Annotated in this window: 15 protein-coding genes and 1 tRNA gene; 9 read left to right on the plus strand and 7 right to left on the minus strand. The window is 66.4% G+C overall.

What is annotated here, in order from left to right; translation table 11 throughout:
* Positions 1-188 precede the first annotated feature (188 nt).
* The 3 genes from ACO07J_RS19970 to ACO07J_RS19980 all read right to left on the minus strand — a co-directional run bounded on the left by ACO07J_RS19970 (position 189) and on the right by ACO07J_RS19980 (position 1,113).
* The gene (locus tag ACO07J_RS19970; protein WP_422032226.1) at positions 189-443 is read right to left on the minus strand and encodes a hypothetical protein; all 255 of its coding nucleotides are present in this window, start codon (positions 441-443) and stop codon (positions 189-191) included.
* Complete coding sequence (locus ACO07J_RS19975) at positions 440-778, minus strand: hypothetical protein (RefSeq protein ID WP_422032228.1); 339 nt, start codon at positions 776-778, stop codon at positions 440-442. The genes ACO07J_RS19970 and ACO07J_RS19975 overlap by 4 nt, the downstream gene beginning before the upstream one ends.
* A gap of 258 nt (positions 779-1,036) precedes the next feature.
* Positions 1,037-1,113, minus strand: a tRNA-Arg gene (locus ACO07J_RS19980).
* A gap of 126 nt (positions 1,114-1,239) precedes the next feature.
* Here ACO07J_RS19980 and ACO07J_RS19985 point away from each other — a divergent pair.
* The 6 genes from ACO07J_RS19985 to ACO07J_RS20010 all read left to right on the plus strand — a co-directional run bounded on the left by ACO07J_RS19985 (position 1,240) and on the right by ACO07J_RS20010 (position 7,823).
* Complete coding sequence (locus tag ACO07J_RS19985; RefSeq protein WP_422032230.1) at positions 1,240-3,522, plus strand: methyl-accepting chemotaxis protein; 2,283 nt, start codon at positions 1,240-1,242, stop codon at positions 3,520-3,522.
* Positions 3,523-3,601: 79 nt separating this feature from the next.
* Positions 3,602-4,627: a LacI family DNA-binding transcriptional regulator gene (locus tag ACO07J_RS19990; protein WP_422032232.1), complete on the plus strand. Its 1,026-nt coding sequence runs from the start codon at positions 3,602-3,604 to the stop codon at positions 4,625-4,627.
* Between the two features lie 216 nt (positions 4,628-4,843).
* Positions 4,844-5,800 carry an NAD(P)-dependent oxidoreductase gene (locus tag ACO07J_RS19995; protein ID WP_422032234.1) on the plus strand — a complete coding sequence of 319 codons (957 nt, stop codon included), beginning with the start codon at positions 4,844-4,846 and terminating at the stop codon, positions 5,798-5,800.
* 85 nt (positions 5,801-5,885) lie between these two features.
* The gene (locus tag ACO07J_RS20000; protein ID WP_422032236.1) at positions 5,886-6,941 is read left to right on the plus strand and encodes a calcium-binding protein; all 1,056 of its coding nucleotides are present in this window, start codon (positions 5,886-5,888) and stop codon (positions 6,939-6,941) included.
* A 156-nt stretch (positions 6,942-7,097) separates the two neighbouring features.
* On the plus strand, positions 7,098-7,367 hold the full coding sequence (rpsO, locus tag ACO07J_RS20005; protein ID WP_300891727.1) for a 30S ribosomal protein S15: 270 nt from the start codon (positions 7,098-7,100) through the stop codon (positions 7,365-7,367).
* Between the two features lie 138 nt (positions 7,368-7,505).
* Positions 7,506-7,823 carry an HPF/RaiA family ribosome-associated protein gene (locus tag ACO07J_RS20010; RefSeq protein WP_422032239.1) on the plus strand — a complete coding sequence of 106 codons (318 nt, stop codon included), beginning with the start codon at positions 7,506-7,508 and terminating at the stop codon, positions 7,821-7,823.
* Between the two features lie 35 nt (positions 7,824-7,858).
* Here ACO07J_RS20010 and ACO07J_RS20015 read toward each other — a convergent pair whose 3' ends face one another.
* Positions 7,859-9,493 (minus strand): tryptophan halogenase family protein, encoded by a 1,635-nt coding sequence (locus ACO07J_RS20015; RefSeq protein WP_422032241.1) that lies wholly within the window; start codon positions 9,491-9,493, stop codon positions 7,859-7,861.
* 266 nt (positions 9,494-9,759) lie between these two features.
* On the opposite strand from ACO07J_RS20015, the gene ACO07J_RS20020 reads away from it, so the two are divergent.
* Together ACO07J_RS20020 and pnp are read left to right on the plus strand one after the other, a co-directional pair.
* Positions 9,760-10,839 (plus strand): Hint domain-containing protein, encoded by a 1,080-nt coding sequence (locus ACO07J_RS20020; RefSeq protein WP_422032243.1) that lies wholly within the window; start codon positions 9,760-9,762, stop codon positions 10,837-10,839.
* A gap of 347 nt (positions 10,840-11,186) precedes the next feature.
* Positions 11,187-13,322, plus strand: a complete 2,136-nt coding sequence (gene pnp, locus ACO07J_RS20025; protein ID WP_422032245.1) for a polyribonucleotide nucleotidyltransferase — start codon at positions 11,187-11,189, stop codon at positions 13,320-13,322.
* A 69-nt stretch (positions 13,323-13,391) separates the two neighbouring features.
* Here pnp and ACO07J_RS20030 read toward each other — a convergent pair whose 3' ends face one another.
* The 3 genes from ACO07J_RS20030 to ACO07J_RS20040 form a co-directional block, all read right to left on the minus strand.
* Positions 13,392-14,387, minus strand: a complete 996-nt coding sequence (locus ACO07J_RS20030; RefSeq protein ID WP_422032247.1) for a Hint domain-containing protein — start codon at positions 14,385-14,387, stop codon at positions 13,392-13,394.
* 120 nt (positions 14,388-14,507) lie between these two features.
* On the minus strand, positions 14,508-16,097 hold the full coding sequence (locus ACO07J_RS20035) for a GMC family oxidoreductase (RefSeq protein WP_422033464.1): 1,590 nt from the start codon (positions 16,095-16,097) through the stop codon (positions 14,508-14,510).
* A 42-nt stretch (positions 16,098-16,139) separates the two neighbouring features.
* The gene (locus ACO07J_RS20040; RefSeq protein WP_422032249.1) at positions 16,140-16,598 is read right to left on the minus strand and encodes an Lrp/AsnC family transcriptional regulator; all 459 of its coding nucleotides are present in this window, start codon (positions 16,596-16,598) and stop codon (positions 16,140-16,142) included.
* 136 nt (positions 16,599-16,734) lie between these two features.
* Between ACO07J_RS20040 and ald the strand changes: the two genes are divergently transcribed.
* Positions 16,735-17,853 carry an alanine dehydrogenase gene (ald, locus tag ACO07J_RS20045; protein ID WP_422032251.1) on the plus strand — a complete coding sequence of 373 codons (1,119 nt, stop codon included), beginning with the start codon at positions 16,735-16,737 and terminating at the stop codon, positions 17,851-17,853.
* Positions 17,854-17,864: the final 11 nt, after the last annotated feature.

Consider the following 17,864-nt stretch of genomic DNA (forward strand, 5'->3'; position numbering starts at 1 on the left):
TGCCCGGTGGGTTACGTTGTCGCGCTTCTGCGTCGGTCCAGTAGGAGCCGATCCGACGCGGGCCGGGTGAGTTCCCCGGAGCATCTCCCTCTTTGGCACGGGAAGAGGGCAAACCGTGGCAGGTCTCTTTGCTCATCGCTGATGCGTTGAGTGACTGAGGAGAAAGACCTGCATAAACCCTTTGCAGATCAGTCCTCGATCACTTGCAGTTCGCCCTCCTCTTTGACGCCACGCGAAAACAGGTCACTGACCAGCGTCCGCATGATGTTCAGCTGCTTCGGAGACGGCGCCCAACGGCGCCGATTGGCCTGGCGGATGATGGAGCGTCCGAAGTTCGCCGCCCATGTATTTTCGGTCCAACTCACCGCGGCAGGCATATGGTACAACAGGCGCTCGATTTCCTCTTCCGTCGGGCGGGTAAAGGCGTGGCGTTGTATGGTCATGCACAAGCCCTCCTCTGCACGAATTCGAGGAACGCGGCTTGCCGCGCCGGTGCCATCCGGTTGAAGGCAGCCAGGCAATACGCTTCCCGCTCTTCGGGTTCGGCCCAAGCAGCCCAGGAATTCGCCTGATCCATGAAGCTAAAGATCGGGGCTTGAGGTTGACCGGCTCCAGCGTAGAGCGCTGCCTCTGCTGTCATAACGGCGTCGTCGCGATCCATGGACTTGAGCGACATGAAGGCCAGCGCAGCGCGCTCCTGGGCCGTCAAGCGGGCCTTGAAGACGGGAACCAGTCCCCACCAGGCAACCTGTGTCCCGAGTGTAAGAACATAGCTCAACGCCCTTGCAACGCGGGTGCGTTCCGGGGTATCTTGTTCGTGGTAGGAGCCACACTCATGAGCCCCGTTCGACGTTGCTGCGTCGGCGGGGCTTTCCTTTTCCGAAACTGGAACATTCTGTGAATCTCTGGAAAGCCCTTGTACGGGATTTGTACGGCCGTTCACGCATCGTTCGCAGGAATCAACTGCAGAATCCTGCTTTCCAGGTGCGGTAGAGCTAACCGCCTCTCTGCAAGGTTCTGAAATATCTGTATTATTTGGCGACCCCGGCAGGATTCGAACCTGCAACCTGCCCCTTAGGAGGGGGCTGCTCTATCCAGTTGAGCCACGGGGTCGCGCAGGGCTGCAATAGCGGCTGACGCGGCGCTTGTCAGCCCGAAATTCCCCTGCACGGCCCTTCAGCAACGCTTAACCCCTCTGGCCTATCCTGATGCGCGGGCCAGCAATTCCAAGGGGCGGCGATGCGCGACAGGCAGGTGAAAGTGAAGCGGCCCGGGGCAAGCCTCCGGGTCAGGGTGCCGGCCATGGTGGCCGGCGCGGCGGTGGTGATGCTCTGCGCCGTGGCTTTCCTTTCCTTCCACTCCGCCCGCACCATTCTGCGCGACGGGATCGAGGCGCGCTTCGCCGCCCTCCTGCAGGCCCGCGCCGACGGGCTGGCCGACTGGTTCGCCGCGCAGGAGCGCGCGCTGCTGGTCCAGACCGGCAGCAGCATGATGCAGGACGCCCTGTTCGAATTCGACGCCATCTGGCTCAAGGACAAGGCGGGCACCCGCACCGCGCTGATCGCGGATTATGTCACCGGCAATCCCCACCCTCCCGTCGAACGGCACAAGCTCGCGGCCGGGGAGGGGCACAAGCTCTATGCCCGCGCCCACGGGCATTATCACCCCCAGCTTCTCGCGGTGACGGAGGAGGGCGGGCTGGCCGACCTGTACCTCGTCAATCTCGATGGCGACGTGGTCTATTCCGCCGCCAAGGGCGGGGATTTCGCCGCCAACCTGCAGGATGGCGACCTGGCCGAAACCGGCCTGGGCCGGGCCTGGCGCGCGGCGGTGGCGGCCGGGTCCGGGGCCGTCGTGTTCGAGGATTTCACGCCCTACGGCCCGGCCGATGCCAGCGCCGGGTTCTTCGCCACGCCGGTCACCGGCATGGGCACCACGATCGGCTTCGCCGTGCTGCAGGTCCGGCCCGGGGCGCTGGCCGGGGTGCTGGCCAAGGGGCTAAGCCCGGGCGAAGGTGCGCGCGCCCGGCTGGTGGGGCGCGACGGTGCGATCCGGGCCACGTCCGATCCGGCCGGCGCGCACGTCCCGATCGGCGACAGCGCGGCCTTCCGCCGCGCGTTGGCCGGCGAAACCGTCGGCCTTGTCCGGCACGAGACCGGCGGCGCCGTGCCGCACCTGATCTCGATGAGGCCTTTCTCGGCCATGGGGGGCGATTGGGTGCTCGAGGCCGATATCCCGGTCGCCGCGGCGATGGCCCCGGTCGCGCGCCTGCGCGCCATGCTGCTCGGTGTCGTGGCGGTCTGCGTGGCCGTTGCTGCCGGGCTCGCCGTGGTCTTCAGCCGCCTGCTGACTCGCCCGATCCTCCAGTTGCAGGACCGGGTTGCCGCCATGCGCCATGGCGATCTCGACAGTCCCGTCCCCTCCCGCCAGCGCCGGCACGAGATCGGCTGGCTGGCTGGTGACCTCGACGACCTGCGCAACCAGCTCGCCCGCGCCGCCGAGCAGGAGCGGCAGGCCGCCGCCCAGCAAAAGGCCGCCCGTCGGCAGGAACAGGCCGCCCAGCAGGAGGCACGCGACCAGAAGCGCGTCGTCGACCTGCTCAGCCAGGCGATCTCCCGGCTGGAAACCGGCGATCTTACCGCAAGGGTCGAGGGCGACGTGCCGGCGAAATACGACATCCTCCGTGCGGGGCTCAACGCGGCCATCGCCCGCCTTCGCGATACCGTGGTCTCGATCTCCGGCATCGCCGGCGCCATCGACAACGGCGCGCGCGACATCGAAACCTCGCTGCAGGGCGTGCGCGGCCAGGCCGAGACACAGGCGACCGACCTCGCCGACACCGCCGCCGCCCTCAAACAGCTGACCCAGTCGGTCTCCGAGGCCGCCGACGGCACGCTCGCCGCCGAACAGGGCATGCAGGCCACCATCGAGGAGGTCCGGCGGAACGAGGCCACGGTGACCGAGGCGCGCACCACGATGGAGGAGATTTCCGCCTCCGCCGACCGGATCCTCTCGGTCACCACGCTGATTGATTCGGTCGCCTACCAGACCAACCTGCTGGCGCTGAACGCCAGCGTCGAGGCGGCCCGCGCCGGCGAGGCCGGCAAGGGCTTCGGCGTCGTCGCCGCCGAGGTGCGCGACCTGGCCGAGCGCACCGCCCAGGCCGCCAGCGACATCAAGCGGCAGCTTGACGGCAACGCCCGGATGATCGGCGCCGGCACCGGCGCGGTGAGCCGGCTGGCGGAATGTTTCACCTCGATGATCACCCGGCTGCACGGCGCCAGCGCCTCGATCGCCGCAATCTCCACGGCGGCGCAGGAACAGTCCGACAGCGTCCGGCAGATCGACGCCGCCGTCTCCCGGCTCGACACCCGCACCCGGCAGAATGCGGCCCGCATGGCGGAACTGCACGAGGCCGGCGTCACCATGGCCGGTGAGGCCGCCCGCCTGCGCGAGCTCTCCGGCGATTTCCGCACCTCCGACGATGCGTCGCGCCCGTGCACCATGTCCGGCGCAGCCTGATCCGCAGCGGTGCGAAGTTATTGCGCGGGGCCGAGCGTTCGCGGTAACATTCGGAAAACAACGCTGAGGATCCGAGCCCGTGAGCGCCAACGACAACCGCCCCCTGACCCTGCGCGACGTGTCCGAGGCGTCGGGCGTCTCGGAAATGACCGTCAGCCGGGTGCTCCGCAACCGCGGCGACGTCTCCGACGCCACCCGCCAGCGTGTGCTCGAGGCGGCCAAGGACCTGGGCTACGTCCCCAACAAGATCGCCGGCGCGCTCGCCTCGCAGCGGGTCAACCTCGTCGCCGTGATCATCCCGTCACTGTCGAACATGGTCTTCCCCGAGGTCATGACCGGCATCAGCGAGGCGCTCGAGGAAACCGGGCTTCAGCCCGTGGTCGGCGTCACCGGTTACTCCCCCGAGAAAGAGGAGAAGGTGCTCTACGAGATGCTCTCCTGGCGCCCCTCCGGCGTGATCATCGCAGGGCTCGAGCATTCCGACGCCTCCCGCGCCATGCTGCGCGCCTCCGGCATCCCCGTGGTCGAGATCATGGATGTCGACGGCACGCCGGTCGATTCGGTCGTCGGCATCTCGCACCGCCGCGCCGGCCAGCAGATGGCCCAGGCGATCCTCAAGGACGGCTATGAACACATCGCCTTCCTCGGCACCAAGATGGCGCAGGACCACCGGGCGCGCAAACGTTTCGAGGGCTTCACCGAGGCGCTCGCCAAGGCCGGGGTCGAGATCGAGGACCGCGAGTTCTACTCCGGCGGCTCGGCGCTGGTGAAGGGGCGCGAAATGACCAAGGAGGTGCTCGACCGCTCCCCCGACCTCGATTTTATCTACTATTCCAACGACCTGATCGGCGCGGGCGGGCTGCTCTACCTGCTCGAACAGGGCGTGAGGATCCCGGCCGATTTCGGCCTCGCGGGCTTCAACGGCCTGAACCTGCTCAAGGGCCTCCCGCGCGAACTGGCCTCGATGGATGCCTGCCGCCACGAAATCGGCTTCAAGGCGGCCGAGATCATCGCCCGCCGGGTCGAGGCGGGCGACACCGGCCAGCCCGAGCGCGTCGTGCTCGAACCCAAGATCAGCTACGGCGATACCCTCCGCCGCCGGTAGCCAGAATTCGCGCGAATTCCGGCCCCGGAAAATGCGCATTTTCCGGGGAATTTTCTGCGAAGAAAATTCCCTTCCCCGTACCTCCCGTGTCGCGCCGCGCCGGAAAATTCCAATTTTCCGGCCCGTTTTCTCCCAAGAAAACGCCCCCGCCGCACAAACCGATTTACAATCCGGTTTCCCCTGTCGAAATGGGCAACGACACAGGGAGGCGCTTCAATGAAAACAGGCTTCATCGGTCTCGGCAATGTCGGCGGCAAGCTCGGCGGCTCGCTCCTGCGCAACGGAGTCGACCTCACCGTCCACGACCTCAACACCGCCCTGGTCGACAGCTTCGTGGCCCGCGGCGCGAAACCCGGCGGCAGCCCCGCCGAGATGATGCGCACCTGCGACGCCGTCATCACCTGCCTGCCCTCTCCCGCCGCCTCCGCCGCCGTGGTCGAGGAGATGCTGCCCGAGATCACCCCCGGCAAGATCTGGATGGAGATGTCCACCACCGACGAGGCCGAGGTCAAGCGCCTCGGCCAGCAGGTCATCGACCGCGGCGGTGCCGCCGTCGACTGCCCCGTCTCCGGCGGCTGCCACCGGGCCGACACCGGCAACATCTCGATCTTCGCCGGCTGCGACCGGGCCACGTTCGATCGCATCCTGCCGCTCCTGAAAACCATGGGCCGCCGCATCCTGCACACCGGCGACCTGGGCTCGGCCTCGGTGCTCAAGGTCATCACCAACTACCTCGCCACCGCCAACCTCCTCACCTGCTGCGAGGCGTTGGTCACCGCCAAGGCCGCCGGCATGGACCTCGCCACCGCCTACGAGGCCATCGCCATCAGCTCCGGCACCTCCTTCGTCCACGAAACCGAAAGCCAGGTGATCCTCAATGGAAGCCGCGACATCTCCTTCACCATGGACCTCGTCGCCAAGGATATCGGCCTCTTCCAGGCGGTCGCCGACCGTGCCGGCGTGCCGCTGGAGATGAACCCGCTGATGATCAGGATCTTCGAAGACGGCATCTCCCGCTTCGGCCCGCGAGAGCTGTCGCCCAACATCATCAAGCGGCTGGAAGAGGCCACCGGCCTCGACATCACCGCCCCCGGCTTCCCGCCGGAAATGACCGATGACGAGCCCGAGGAACAGGGTTACGAGGTCATCCCCCGCGGCCACCCTGCCCCCTGACCCGTTAACCATTTGCCCCTGTTTTCTTTGACCCGGGCGCCCCTTTCCGGGCATATCACCACGGGGGTGTTTGGGATTATGTGTGATGTTTCTGTTTGCGGGTATGCTCGGCATGCTGGCCGTGGGGGCGGCTGCGTTCGTCGGGCTGGATAGTGGGATCGACGAAGTGGAGCCGGAGGCGAATGATACGCCCGAGGCCCAAGAAACGCAGGACAGCGGCGAGACGATCGACCTCGCCGCCTTCCTGAACGGCGGCATGCCGGAGGCGCCGGCCGGGGACGCAGGCTGCGACGCGACTGACGACGCCACCGAAGAAGCCACCGAGGATGGCACCGAAGATGCCATCGGCGACGACTGGACGATCTCGACCGGCGGCGAGGCGGGCGATACCGTCACAGGCACCGACGGAAGCGATTTCCTTCTCGGCTACGCGGGCGACGACCTTGTCACCGGCGAAGATGGCGCCGACCAGATCGAAGGCGGCGATGGCGAGGACACGCTCCACGGCGACGCCGGCGATGACACGCTCCATGGCGAGGCGGGCGACGACCTGCTTCTCGGCGGCGCGGGCGCTGACGACCTCTACGGTCATGACGGCGCCGACACGCTCGACGGCGGGGCCGGCGAAGACAGCCTCACCGGCGGCACCGGCAACGACTCCCTTGAGGGCGGCGAAGGCGACGACGCGCTGCACGGCTATCACGGCGCCGACACGCTCGACGGCGGGGCAGGGGAAGACACGCTGTTCGGCGGCTGGGGCGACGATACCGTCAATGGCCTCGGCCCCGACGGCACCGAAGACGGCGAGACGGATTACCTCAACGGTGGCGACGGCGACGACCGGATCACCGCCGGCGCCACCGACATCGTCACCGGCGGCGACGGGGCCGATACCATCTTCCTCGGCGGCCAGGCCGGCGTCGACGGCGCGGCCGAGATCATGGATTTCACCCCGGGCGAGGACAGCCTGTTGATCGAATGCGACCCCGCCAGCGGCGAGCCCCAGCTCGAGGTCACGCAGGACACCGCCGACACCGGCCTCTTCCGCGTCACCCTGAACGGCACCGAGGTGGCCCTCGTCCACAGCCCCACGGGGCTCGGGCCGGCCGATATCGCCCTCGTGCCGCCGGGCACGGTTTAACCGGCGCGACACACCACCGGGAATTCGGGCTTTTCTTTTGCCCGGACTCCCGCTATACGCGCCCATCTGCCGGGCCTCCCGGCATATCTCCAAAGGACCTTGCTGGACGACATCCCGGCTCGCGCCCTCAACCCCTCACTTCGAAAGGAGACCCCGATGTCGATCACGGTTGAAGAAAAGCACAAGATTCTCAAGGACTTCGCGACCAAGGAAGGCGACACCGGCTCGCCCGAGGTCCAGGTGGCCATCCTGACCTCCCGCATCGCGACCCTGACCGAGCACTTCAAGACTCACACCAAGGACAACCACGGCCGCCGCGGCCTGCTGAAACTGGTGGCCCAGCGCCGCAAGCTGCTGGACTACCTCAAGGGCAAGGACGAGGGCCGTTACCTCGACCTGATCAAGCGCCTCGGCATCCGCCGCTAAGCCCGGCCGTCCACGGTTCGACCTTCAAACGCCCGTCTCGAAAGAGGCGGGCGTTTTGCTGCCGGTCGCCCTGCGCCAATCTTGCAGCCCCGGTCCCCGCTCCATACATCCATAACAGTCAAAGCGAGGACCAATCCCATGCAAATCCAGGTGAACACAGACAATTTCATCCATGGCGACGACCGCCTGACGGAGGTGGCCGAAAACGCCGTCCACAGCGATCTCGGCCACATGGAAGACCGCCTCACCCGGGTCGAGGTTCACCTCAAGGACCAGAACGCCGACAAGCACGGCCCCGATCACATCCGCTGCACCATCGAGGCCCGCCCGCGCGGCCTGGGCCCCATGGCCGCCCACCACGACGGGCCCGACATTCCTGCGGCGCTCAAGGGCGCGACCAAGAAACTCCGCTCGCGGCTGTCGAGCGAGTTCGAAAAGCTCGATCCGCACCGCTAGGCCGGGCCACCCGGGGGAGGGTGCCGCCCGCCCCCCTACAGCAGGCTGTTCTCCGAAACCGGCCCCTCCGCCACAGCCACCGGCTCCAGAACCTCCCCCCGTTCCAGCCGCCGCCGCTCGCGCGAGGACAGCTCCCCGCGGATATCCCGCAGCACCTGCCGATGGTCCGGCGCCCGCTCGCAGAACGCGGCGATCCGGCCCCGCTGCTCGGCCACGAAGGCCCACCATTTCTCCTCGTTGAGCGCGAAGGCCGCCGTGATGTCCTGCGCCGCGTACCCCGCCTCGTACACCCGCTTGCCCATCAGCACCGCCTGGTAGGTCCGGTAGGAAAACAGCGTCGCGGTCGGCATGTCGTGATAGCTGGGCAGCGTATGCCGCCACAGCTCGAGGTTCTCCGCCAGGCTGTCCGGCACTGACAGTTCCTCCCGCGCGTCGATCCAGTATTGCGAATCCACCCGGTTCCCCAGCGCGTAATGCAAACAGATGAAATCCCGCACCTCGTCGTACAAACGCTCCATCCGCTGATTGTACCGTTTCCGCACCGGCTCCGGATAACTCGCATCGGGAAACAGCCGCATCAGGTGCCGGATCGACATGTCCACCATGTGAATCGCCGTCGATTCCAGCGGCTCGATGAACCCGCCCGAGAGCCCCACCGCGATCACGTTCTTCACCCAGGCCTCGCGGTTCCGCCCCACCCGCATCGGGATCACCCGCGGCTCGAGCCCCTCCGCCGCCGGGCCCAGATGCGCCATGAACTCGTCGCGCGCCTCCTCGTCGGTCCGGTGCGCGCTGGAAAACACGTACCCCGTTCCAACCCGGTTATACAAAGGCACCCGCCAGCTCCACCCGGCGCCCAGCGCGGTCGACCGCGTGCCGGGCTCCAGCGCCTCGCCCTGGTGCGGGATCTGCACCGCCATCGCCCGGTCATTGGCAAGGCAATCGGCGTAGCTCACGAATTCCGTGCCCAGCACCTCGTTGATGATCAGCCCGCGAAAACCGGTACAGTCGAGCACCAGCTCCACCTCCCGCCGCCCTGTCTTCTCGAGCTGCAAGGCGGTGACATAACCGCGCTCGTCCTGCTCGACCTCCCGAAGGTTGTCGAGGATATGCGTCACCCCCCGTTCGGTGCACACGTCGCGCAGCAGCGCCGCGAACTTCCCGGCATCGAGGTGATAGGCAAAGCTCGCCTCCTGCGCAAAGGCCGGCGCGCGAAACCCCCTCGGCCCCCGTTTCTCGTGGATCAGGTCGAGGTTCGGCCCGCACAGCTCGGCAAAGTCCAGCTCCCCGGCCCCGAAGCGCAGCATGTAGGCGGCAAGGTCCATCCCGTCGATCACCGGCGGCTCGTCGAACGGGTTGAGATAGCAGATCGGCCGCCCCTCGCGGTCGACGTTCCAGTTGTCGAACAGCACCCCCAGCTTGAAGGAACTGTTGCACGCGCGAAAGAACGCGGCCTCCGATATCCCGCAATCGATCAGCGTGCGCGGCATGTTCGGCACCGTCGCCTCGCCCACGCCCACCGTGGGAATATCGGGCGACTCGATCAGCGTGACGTCAAGCGCGTGCTCGGGCGCCGTGCTCCGCGACAGGCCCGAATTCAGGATAAGCGCGGCCAGCCACCCGGCGGTGCCCCCGCCGACGATGGTCACGGATCGGATCGGCTCTGCCATGTTGTCCCCCATGCGGCCCGACCGGGACAGCTTACCTTGACGTAGCGTCAAATCAAGCCGCCTGCCGGGCAGGCCATTGGCGGGGCGGACGCCAAAATTCTCATCAATTTAATGCGAATGGTCTGAAAAAAGCCGGAATCAGCCACTAATGCAAAACCGCGACACATCATTCGCTTGGCAGATGCGGCGCAAAAGCTTAGATTGCCCAGAAAAAACAAGCAAATAATGTTTTGGTCCGCGCAAGGCGCGCGGCGAGGAGCAGGAAGATGGCAGGCGAACGATTTCTGCTGTCCGGTAACCAGATTGCGACCTACGGGTCATGGAACACCAGCTATCCCGGCGGGCTGACGACGATCAAGCTGCACCAGCTGTCGACTCTCGGCGACGCCGACAGCCGTTATTTCCTCGTCCGCACCCAGGGCGATGGCGACACCGTCACCAATGGCCAGTACTTCGCCGTTTACGAGGCGGTCGATGACGGCAACGGCAACCTCGTGCCCGGCCCCATGGTCATTCCCCCCACCTTCGCCACGCCGGATGCCTTCAACAACACCGGCGCCGGTGACGATTACATCGTTTTCGGCATGTTCGGCGGGTCGAAATTCGCGGTCGACCTCGGCGGCTTCGAACCGGGCAACACCGCCTCCTTCAAACAGGGCGAAGACGTGCTGCCGGGCGGCGATGGCGAGCTCAACATCGGCACGATCCAGCAGGCCAACCCCGATGCCTCGGCCATCTGTTTTGCCCGCGGCACGCTGATCCGCACACCCTCGGGCGACGTGCCGGTCGAAACGCTCGCGGTGGGCGCGCTGGTCTGCGTGCCGGGCGGCCCGCCTCGGCCGATCAGGTGGATCGCCCGCCGCACCATCCCGCTGGGCACGGCCAACCGTCACCTCGCCCCGGTCCGCATTGCCCGCGGCGCCTTCGGCCCGGGCCTGCCGTCGCGGAACCTGCGTGTCTCGCCCAATCACCGGGTCATGCACCGCAGCCCGTGGGCCCAGCTCTGGTTCGACTCCGCCTCCGTCCTCTTGCCCGCCAAGTTCATGGTCAACGGCCGCACCGTCCGCCACGAGACCACCGCGCGCCGGGTGGAATACTGGCACTTCCTCCTCGACAGCCACGAACTCGTCTGGTCCAACGGCGTGCTCACCGAAAGCCTGCACCCGGGCGACGTCACCCTCACCGGCATGGCGGCGGCCACCCGCGCCGAACTGCTCGAGATCTTCCCCGGGCTGGCCGGCCACGACGCCCCCCTGCAACAGACCTGCCTGCCCTCCCTCCGCCGCTTCGAGGCCGACCTCCTCCTCCGCTCCGGCGACCTCCAGCTTTCGGATGGCGAGGGGTGAGAGGGGCAGGTTAACAATTCCTTCCCGAAAAGCGACGTTCACCGCAACGCCCGGCCCCTTAACCCGGCCCGTGCCGACCGCCGCACCGACGTAATACCGACAAAATACCGACGTTATACCGACGTGCCAAACCTCAGTGTTTGCTGGCATTAACCCCGATTCGCCTCACCTCCACGTGATCTGAGCTTTCATTCCTCCTTAAACTCCTCTATAGCGCCGCCATCTGAGACGTGATGCCCTTGGCCCCGGGCGCATGAAGAAGAGATGGGGTCGGCGGCAATGGGGCCGCCATTGAAACGGAGGACTTGGGATACGCCCAAGAGCGCCTCCAACCAGGAAAACGACAGATGTTCAACGAAGTGAAGAAGACGATGCAGTGGGGCGAGGAAACGCTCACACTGGAAACGGGCAAGGTTGCCCGTCAGGCAGATGGCTCGGTCATCGCCACCCTTGGGGAAACCTCGGTCATGGCCAACGTGACCTTCGCCAAGCAACCGAAAGAAGGGCAGGATTTCTTCCCCCTGACCGTTCATTACCAGGAAAAATACTACGCCGCGGGCAAGGTGCCCGGCGGCTTCTTCAAGCGCGAGGCGCGGCCGACCGAAAAGGAAACGCTCACCGCCCGCCTGATCGACCGGCCGATCCGGCCGCTCTTTGTCCCGGGCTTCAAGAACGAAGTCCTGGTCATGTGCACCGTGCTCTCGCACGACCTCGTCAACGACCCCGACATGGTGGCGATGATCGCTGCCTCGGCCGCCCTGACGATCTCCGGCGCGCCCTTCATGGGCCCGATCGCCGGTTGCCGCGTGGGCTATGAGGATGGCGAATACATCCTCAACCCCGATGTCGAGGACATGCACGACCTGCGCAACAACCCCGACCAGCGCCTCGACCTCGTCGTCGCCGGCACCAAGGACGCGGTGATGATGGTCGAATCGGAAGCCTACGAGCTGACCGAAGAGGAAATGCTGGGCGCCGTGACCTTCGCGCATGAGCAGATCCAGCCGGTGATCGACCTGATCATCGACCTGGCCGAAGATGCCGCGAAAGAGCCGTTTGACTTCCAACCGCCTGATTACACGGAGCTTTACGAAGCCGTGAAAGCCGCCGGTGAAGACCAGATGCGCTCGGCCTTCGCCATCACCGACAAGCAGGAGCGCACCGCCGCCGTCGCGGCCGCGCGTGAGGCGATCAAGGAAAAGCTGACCGAGGAACAACTCGAAGACGCCAATCTTGGCTCGGCCATGAAGAAGCTCGAAGCCGGCGTTCTGCGCGGCGACGTGGTGAAATCCGGCCGGCGGATCGACGGCCGCGCCCTCAACGAGGTGCGCCCGATCGTTTCCGAAACGGGCATCCTGCCCCGCACCCACGGCTCGGCGCTCTTCACCCGCGGTGAAACGCAGGGTCTCGTGGTCACGACGCTGGGCACCGGCGATGACGAACAGATCATCGACGCGCTGCACGGGAACTTCCGCTCGAACTTCCTGCTGCACTACAACTTCCCGCCCTACTCGGTCGGTGAAGCCGGGCGCGTGGGCCCTCCGGGCCGTCGTGAAATCGGTCACGGCAAGCTGGCATGGCGCGCGCTTCAGGCGGTGCTGCCGGCCGCGACCGACTTCCCCTACACCATCCGCGTCGTGTCCGAGATCACGGAATCGAACGGCTCCTCCTCGATGGCCTCCGTCTGTGGCGGCTCGCTGTCGATGATGGATGCGGGCGTTCCGCTCAAGGCCGCCGTGGCCGGTGTGGCCATGGGCCTCGTGCTGGAAGAAGACGGCTCCTACGGGATCCTGACCGACATCCTTGGCGACGAGGATCACCTCGGCGACATGGACTTCAAGGTCGCCGGCACCGAGAACGGCATCACCTCGCTGCAGATGGACATCAAGGTCGCCGGCATCACGCCCGAGATCATGAAGAACGCCCTGGCGCAGGCCCGCGAAGGCCGCCTGCATATCCTCGGCGAGATGTCCAAGGCCCTGTCGGAAGCGGGCGATTTCTCGATCCACGCCCCGCGGATCGAGACGATGCACATTCCCACCGACAAGATCCGCGAAGTGATCGGTTCGGGCGGCAAGGTCATCCGCGAGATCGTCGAGGTCTCGGGCGCCAAGGTCGACATCAACGACGACGGCGTGATCAAGATCGCCTCGCCGAACGGCGAGGCCATTCAGAAAGCCTATGACATGATCCACTCGATCGTGGCCGAGCCGGAAGAAGGGCACATCTACAAGGGCACCGTCGTCAAGATCGTCGATTTCGGCGCCTTCGTGAACTTCTTCGGCAAGCGCGACGGGCTGGTCCATGTCAGCCAGATCGAGAACCGCCGCCTGAACCATCCCTCGGATGTGCTGAAGGAAGGCCAGGAAGTCTGGGTCAAGCTGCTGGGCTTCGACGACCGCGGCAAGGTTCGCCTGTCGATGAAGGTCGTCGACCAGGAGACCGGCGAAGAAGCCAAGAAAGAGGAAAAGGCAGAGGACTGATCCCCTCGGCCATTCCGAAACACAGGGGCCCCGGTGGAAACGCCGGGGCCTCTTTCCGTTTCGACCGGGTCAGAAAGCAGGGCAGGGCAGGGGCGCCGGCCGGGCGCTCAGCAGGCTCGCAGCCTCGCGAAACGTCAGGAACGGCCGCGCGGCCCGTTGCGCCCGGCGCAGCGCCGCCAGCCCCGGCAGCCCGGCAAGATCGTCCCGTAGGATCAGGTCCGCCTCGTCCCCGAGGAACAGGCTTTCGCATTCCGCGCCCTCGGCCCTCAGCAGGTGGTGATGCTCTGTCAGGACGTGAACGAACTCGACTTCGGAACAGGGGGCGTAGCTGACACCTGGCCGACCCGCGAACGCCTTTGCCGGAACCAGAACCTCATGGCTGGCGAACATCAGCTCTGCCCGCGGCGATCGAAGCAGCACACGGTGCTGTTGCGAAAGCAGCAGCGGCGCGGTGTTGCCGATCGCTCCCGTCGCGAAGCGCACCGGCGTGTTGCGCCCGCGTCCCGGCACCCTCCTGCCGCCCGCCCACAGAACGGCCTGGTACCCGGCATCCCGCGTCCAGACACGCATGCCCGCGCGGATCTGCCCGGCCGGCAGCCAGCCCGTATTCGTCAGAAGACGCGCCCGCGCGTCGAAGCAGACCACGCTGTGCGAATAGCTGGCGTCCTGATCGCTCGTCCAGAACTCGGGCGACGCCCCGCTGTCGTAATTCTCCCAGTACCAGGCTTCCAGGTCGAACCCGGGCGACCAGACGACCTGCACGAGGTCGCCGTTCTCGTCCGTGCCTTCGAACACGATGACACCCCCCTCGCCGGGGGAGGTATCGCTGCGGATGACAACGGCATCCTCGATCACACCGCCGCCGCCGGTGCCCGACCACGATATGTCATAACTGTCACCCGGTTCGAACAGGGTGGGGTCCGTGTCACCGGAGTTCGACGTGACCGTCAGGTTCGAGGTGCCGTTCGGCGGATAGTCGAAGGTCGACGTGCCGGCGCCGCTGTTGACGTTGCTGCCGGTTGAAACGGCAAACTCGGTGTCGACTGTGTCGAATGACCTGACCATATCCGCCCTCGTCTGAGGGGGCGAATTTGGCCGGAAGAAGCGAATAGCGGTTTAACCGCGACATCGAATCTTTCTCGGATTTTACCCAATCCGCCTGGCCGGCCGGGATGGGAAACCCGGTCAGCCCCGCGCCGTCTCCAGGATCATGTCTGCCGCCTTCTCGGCGATCATGATCGTCGGCGAATTGGTGTTGCCGCTGGTAATCGTCGGCATGACAGAGGCATCGACCACCCGCAGCCCCGTCACCCCGCGCAGCCGCAGTTCCGGATCGAGCGGCGCCTCCTCGCCCGGGCCCATATGGACGGTGCCCACCGGGTGAAAGATCGTCGTGCCGATATCGCCCGCCGCCTTGGCCAACTCCTCGTCGCTCTGCGCCGTGATCCCCGGCCGGAACTCCTCGGGCGCATAGCGCGCCATCGGGTCCTGCTCCATGATCCGCCGGGTCAGCCGTATCGACGCCGCCGCCACCTGCCTGTCCCCCTCGGTCGACAGGTAGCGCGGCGCAATCACCGGCGCGTCGGCGGCATTGGCCGAGGCGATGGTGACGGTCCCCCGCGATTCGGGCCGCAGGTTGCACACGCTGGCGGTGATGGCCGGGAAATCGTGCAGGTCGCCCCCGAACGCATCGAGCGACAGCGGCTGCACGTGGTACTCCAGGTCGGGCGTCGCAAGGTCGGGCCGCGACCGCGCGAACGCGCCAAGCTGGCTGGGCGCCATTGCCATCGGGCCGGACCGCTTCAACGCATATTCCAGCGCGATCATGGCCTTCCCCCACAATGATCCGACCATCGTGTTCAGCGTCTTCGCTCCGGTCAGCTTCCACGCGCAGCGCAGTTGCAGATGGTCCTGCAGATTGCCGCCCACGGCCGGGATGTCGCGCTTCACCTCGATCCCGTGCTCGCGCAGCAACTCCGCCGGCCCCAGCCCCGACAACTGCAACAATTGCGGGCTGCCGATCGCCCCCGCCGATAGGATCACCTCGGCCCTTGCCCGCGCAACCTGCCTTTCATTGTTCTGCAAATACTCAACACCGACCGCGCGCCCATCCTCGACGATGACCTTTTGCGTATGCGCCCCGGTCTCGACCTTCAGCCCCTTGCCGGTGCCCGCCCGCAGGAAGGCCTTGGCGCTCGTCACCCGCCAGCCGTTGCGCTGGTTGACCTTGAAATAGCCGACGCCTTCGTTGTCGCCCCGGTTGAAATCATCCGTCGCCGGCAGGCCCGCCGCCACCGCCGCGTCGCGCCAGTGGTCCAGCACGTCCCAGTGCAGGCGCATGTTCTCGACCCGCCATTCGCCGCCCGCGCCGTGATGCTCCGACGCGCCGTCGACGTAATCCTGCGAGCGTTTGAAATAGGGCAGCACGTCATCCCAGCCCCAGCCCGGGTTGCCCATCTGCCGCCAGCCGTCATAGTCGGCGGCCTGCCCGCGCATGTAGATCATCCCGTTGATCGCGCTGCACCCACCCAGCACCTTGCCCCTTGGATAAAGCAGCGAGCGGCCATTCAGCCCCGGCTCCTCGGCCGTGCGGAAACACCAGTCGGTGCGCGGATTGCCGATGCAGTAAAGATAGCCCACCGGGATATGCACCCAGTGGTAATTGTCGCGCCCCCCGGCCTCGAGCAGGAGAACGGTGTGGCCCGCGCGGCTGAGGCGGTTGGCCAGAACGCAGCCGGCGCTGCCCGCACCGACGATAATGTAATCGTATTCCATGGCGCGCAATTTGGGCAAACCGCGCCGCCTTGGCAAGCCGCGTCAGAGCGGCAGGGCGGTGGTATTCGACACGGTCCGCAGCGTGAAGCTCGACTGCATCTTCGCCACGCCGGGCAGGCGGGCCAGGTGCTGGCGGTGGATGCGGGCGAAATCCTCGGTGCTGTCGGCCACGACCTTGAGGATGTAATCCGCGGCCCCCGCCGTGTGGTAGCATTCCAGCACGTCCGGAATGCGCCCCACCGCCTTCTCGAATGCCTCCAGGACGTCGTCAGCCTGGGTCGACAGCGTGATCTCGACAAAGATCGTCGCCGACATGCCCAGCTTGCGCGCATCCAGCAGGGCGACATAGCCACGGATATACCCGTCGGCCTCCAGCCGCCCGACCCGGCGGTGACAAGCGCTGGCCGACAGGTTCACCTCCTCGGCAAGGTCGGCGTTCGAGATGCGCCCGCGCCGCTGCAACACGGAAAGCAGGCGACGGTCTGTTGCGTCGAGGGACATATGCGCAAGGCCTTTCGATTAACCTGCCGTTTATTCGAAGAACCTTCACTCTGTCGTCAAGGGAGCGGCAAAGATTTCAAGCCAATTGCGTGCGATCTGCGACATTCTGGCATGGATTCAGGAGGAGGATCTATCCATGAAAATCGGCTGCCCGGCAGAGATCAAGCCGCAGGAGTTCCGCGTCGGCATGACGCCCAACGCCGCACAGGAGGCGGTGGCCCACGGTCACGAGGTGATCATTCAGGCCGGCGCCGGCAAGGGCGCAGGGTTCGAGGACGCGGCCTATGTCGCCGCCGGCGCCCACATCCTCGACACTGCCGAGGAGATCTTTGCCATCGCCGACATGATCGTGAAGGTGAAGGAGCCTCAGGCCGCCGAACGCAAGATGCTGCGAGAAGGTCAGCTTCTGTTTACCTATCTCCACCTCGCCCCCGACCCGGCCCAGACCAGGGACCTGCTGGAAAGCGGCTGCACCGCCATCGCCTACGAGACGGTGACCGATGACCGCGGCGGCCTGCCGCTGCTGGCGCCGATGTCCGAGGTCGCCGGTCGGCTGGCCCCGCAAGTGGGCGCCTGGACCCTGCAGAAGGCCAACGGCGGGCGCGGCGTGCTGATGGGCGGCGTGCCGGGCGTGGGCCCGGCCGACGTGCTGGTGATCGGCGGCGGCGTCGTCGGCACCCATGCCGCGCGCATCGCCGCCGGAATGGGCGCGGATGTCACCGTGCTCGACCGCTCGCTGCCGCGCCTGCGTTACCTCGACGATGTCTTCGCGGGGGTCTTCAAGACCGGCTATTCCTCCGCCGGCCTGCTGGAAGAGCACCTGACCCGCGCCGACATGGTAATCGGCGCCGTGCTCATCCCCGGCGCCGAGGCGCCCAAGCTCGTCCGCCGCGAGCAGTTCCCCACCATGAAGCCCGGCGCGGCGCTGGTCGACGTGGCCATCGACCAGGGCGGCTGTTTCGAGACCTCGAAGCCCACCACCCATGCCGATCCGATCTACGATGTCGACGGGATCATGCATTACTGTGTCGCCAACATGCCCGGCGCCGTGGCGCGCACCTCGACCATCGCGCTTGGCAACGCCACCATGCCCTTCATGCTGGCGCTGGCCGACAAGGGCTGGCAACAGGCCTGCGCCGACGATCCGCACCTGCTCAACGGGCTCAACGTCCATGCGGGTCAACTGACCTACTACGCCGTCGGCCGGGCGCTCGGGATCGACGTGATCTCGCCCCAGAAGATCGTCAAGGGCTGAGCCACCGACCA

Origin of the sequence: Roseovarius sp., assembly GCF_965228755.1 — a bacterium.
Classification (GTDB): Bacteria; Pseudomonadota; Alphaproteobacteria; order Rhodobacterales; family Rhodobacteraceae; genus Roseovarius.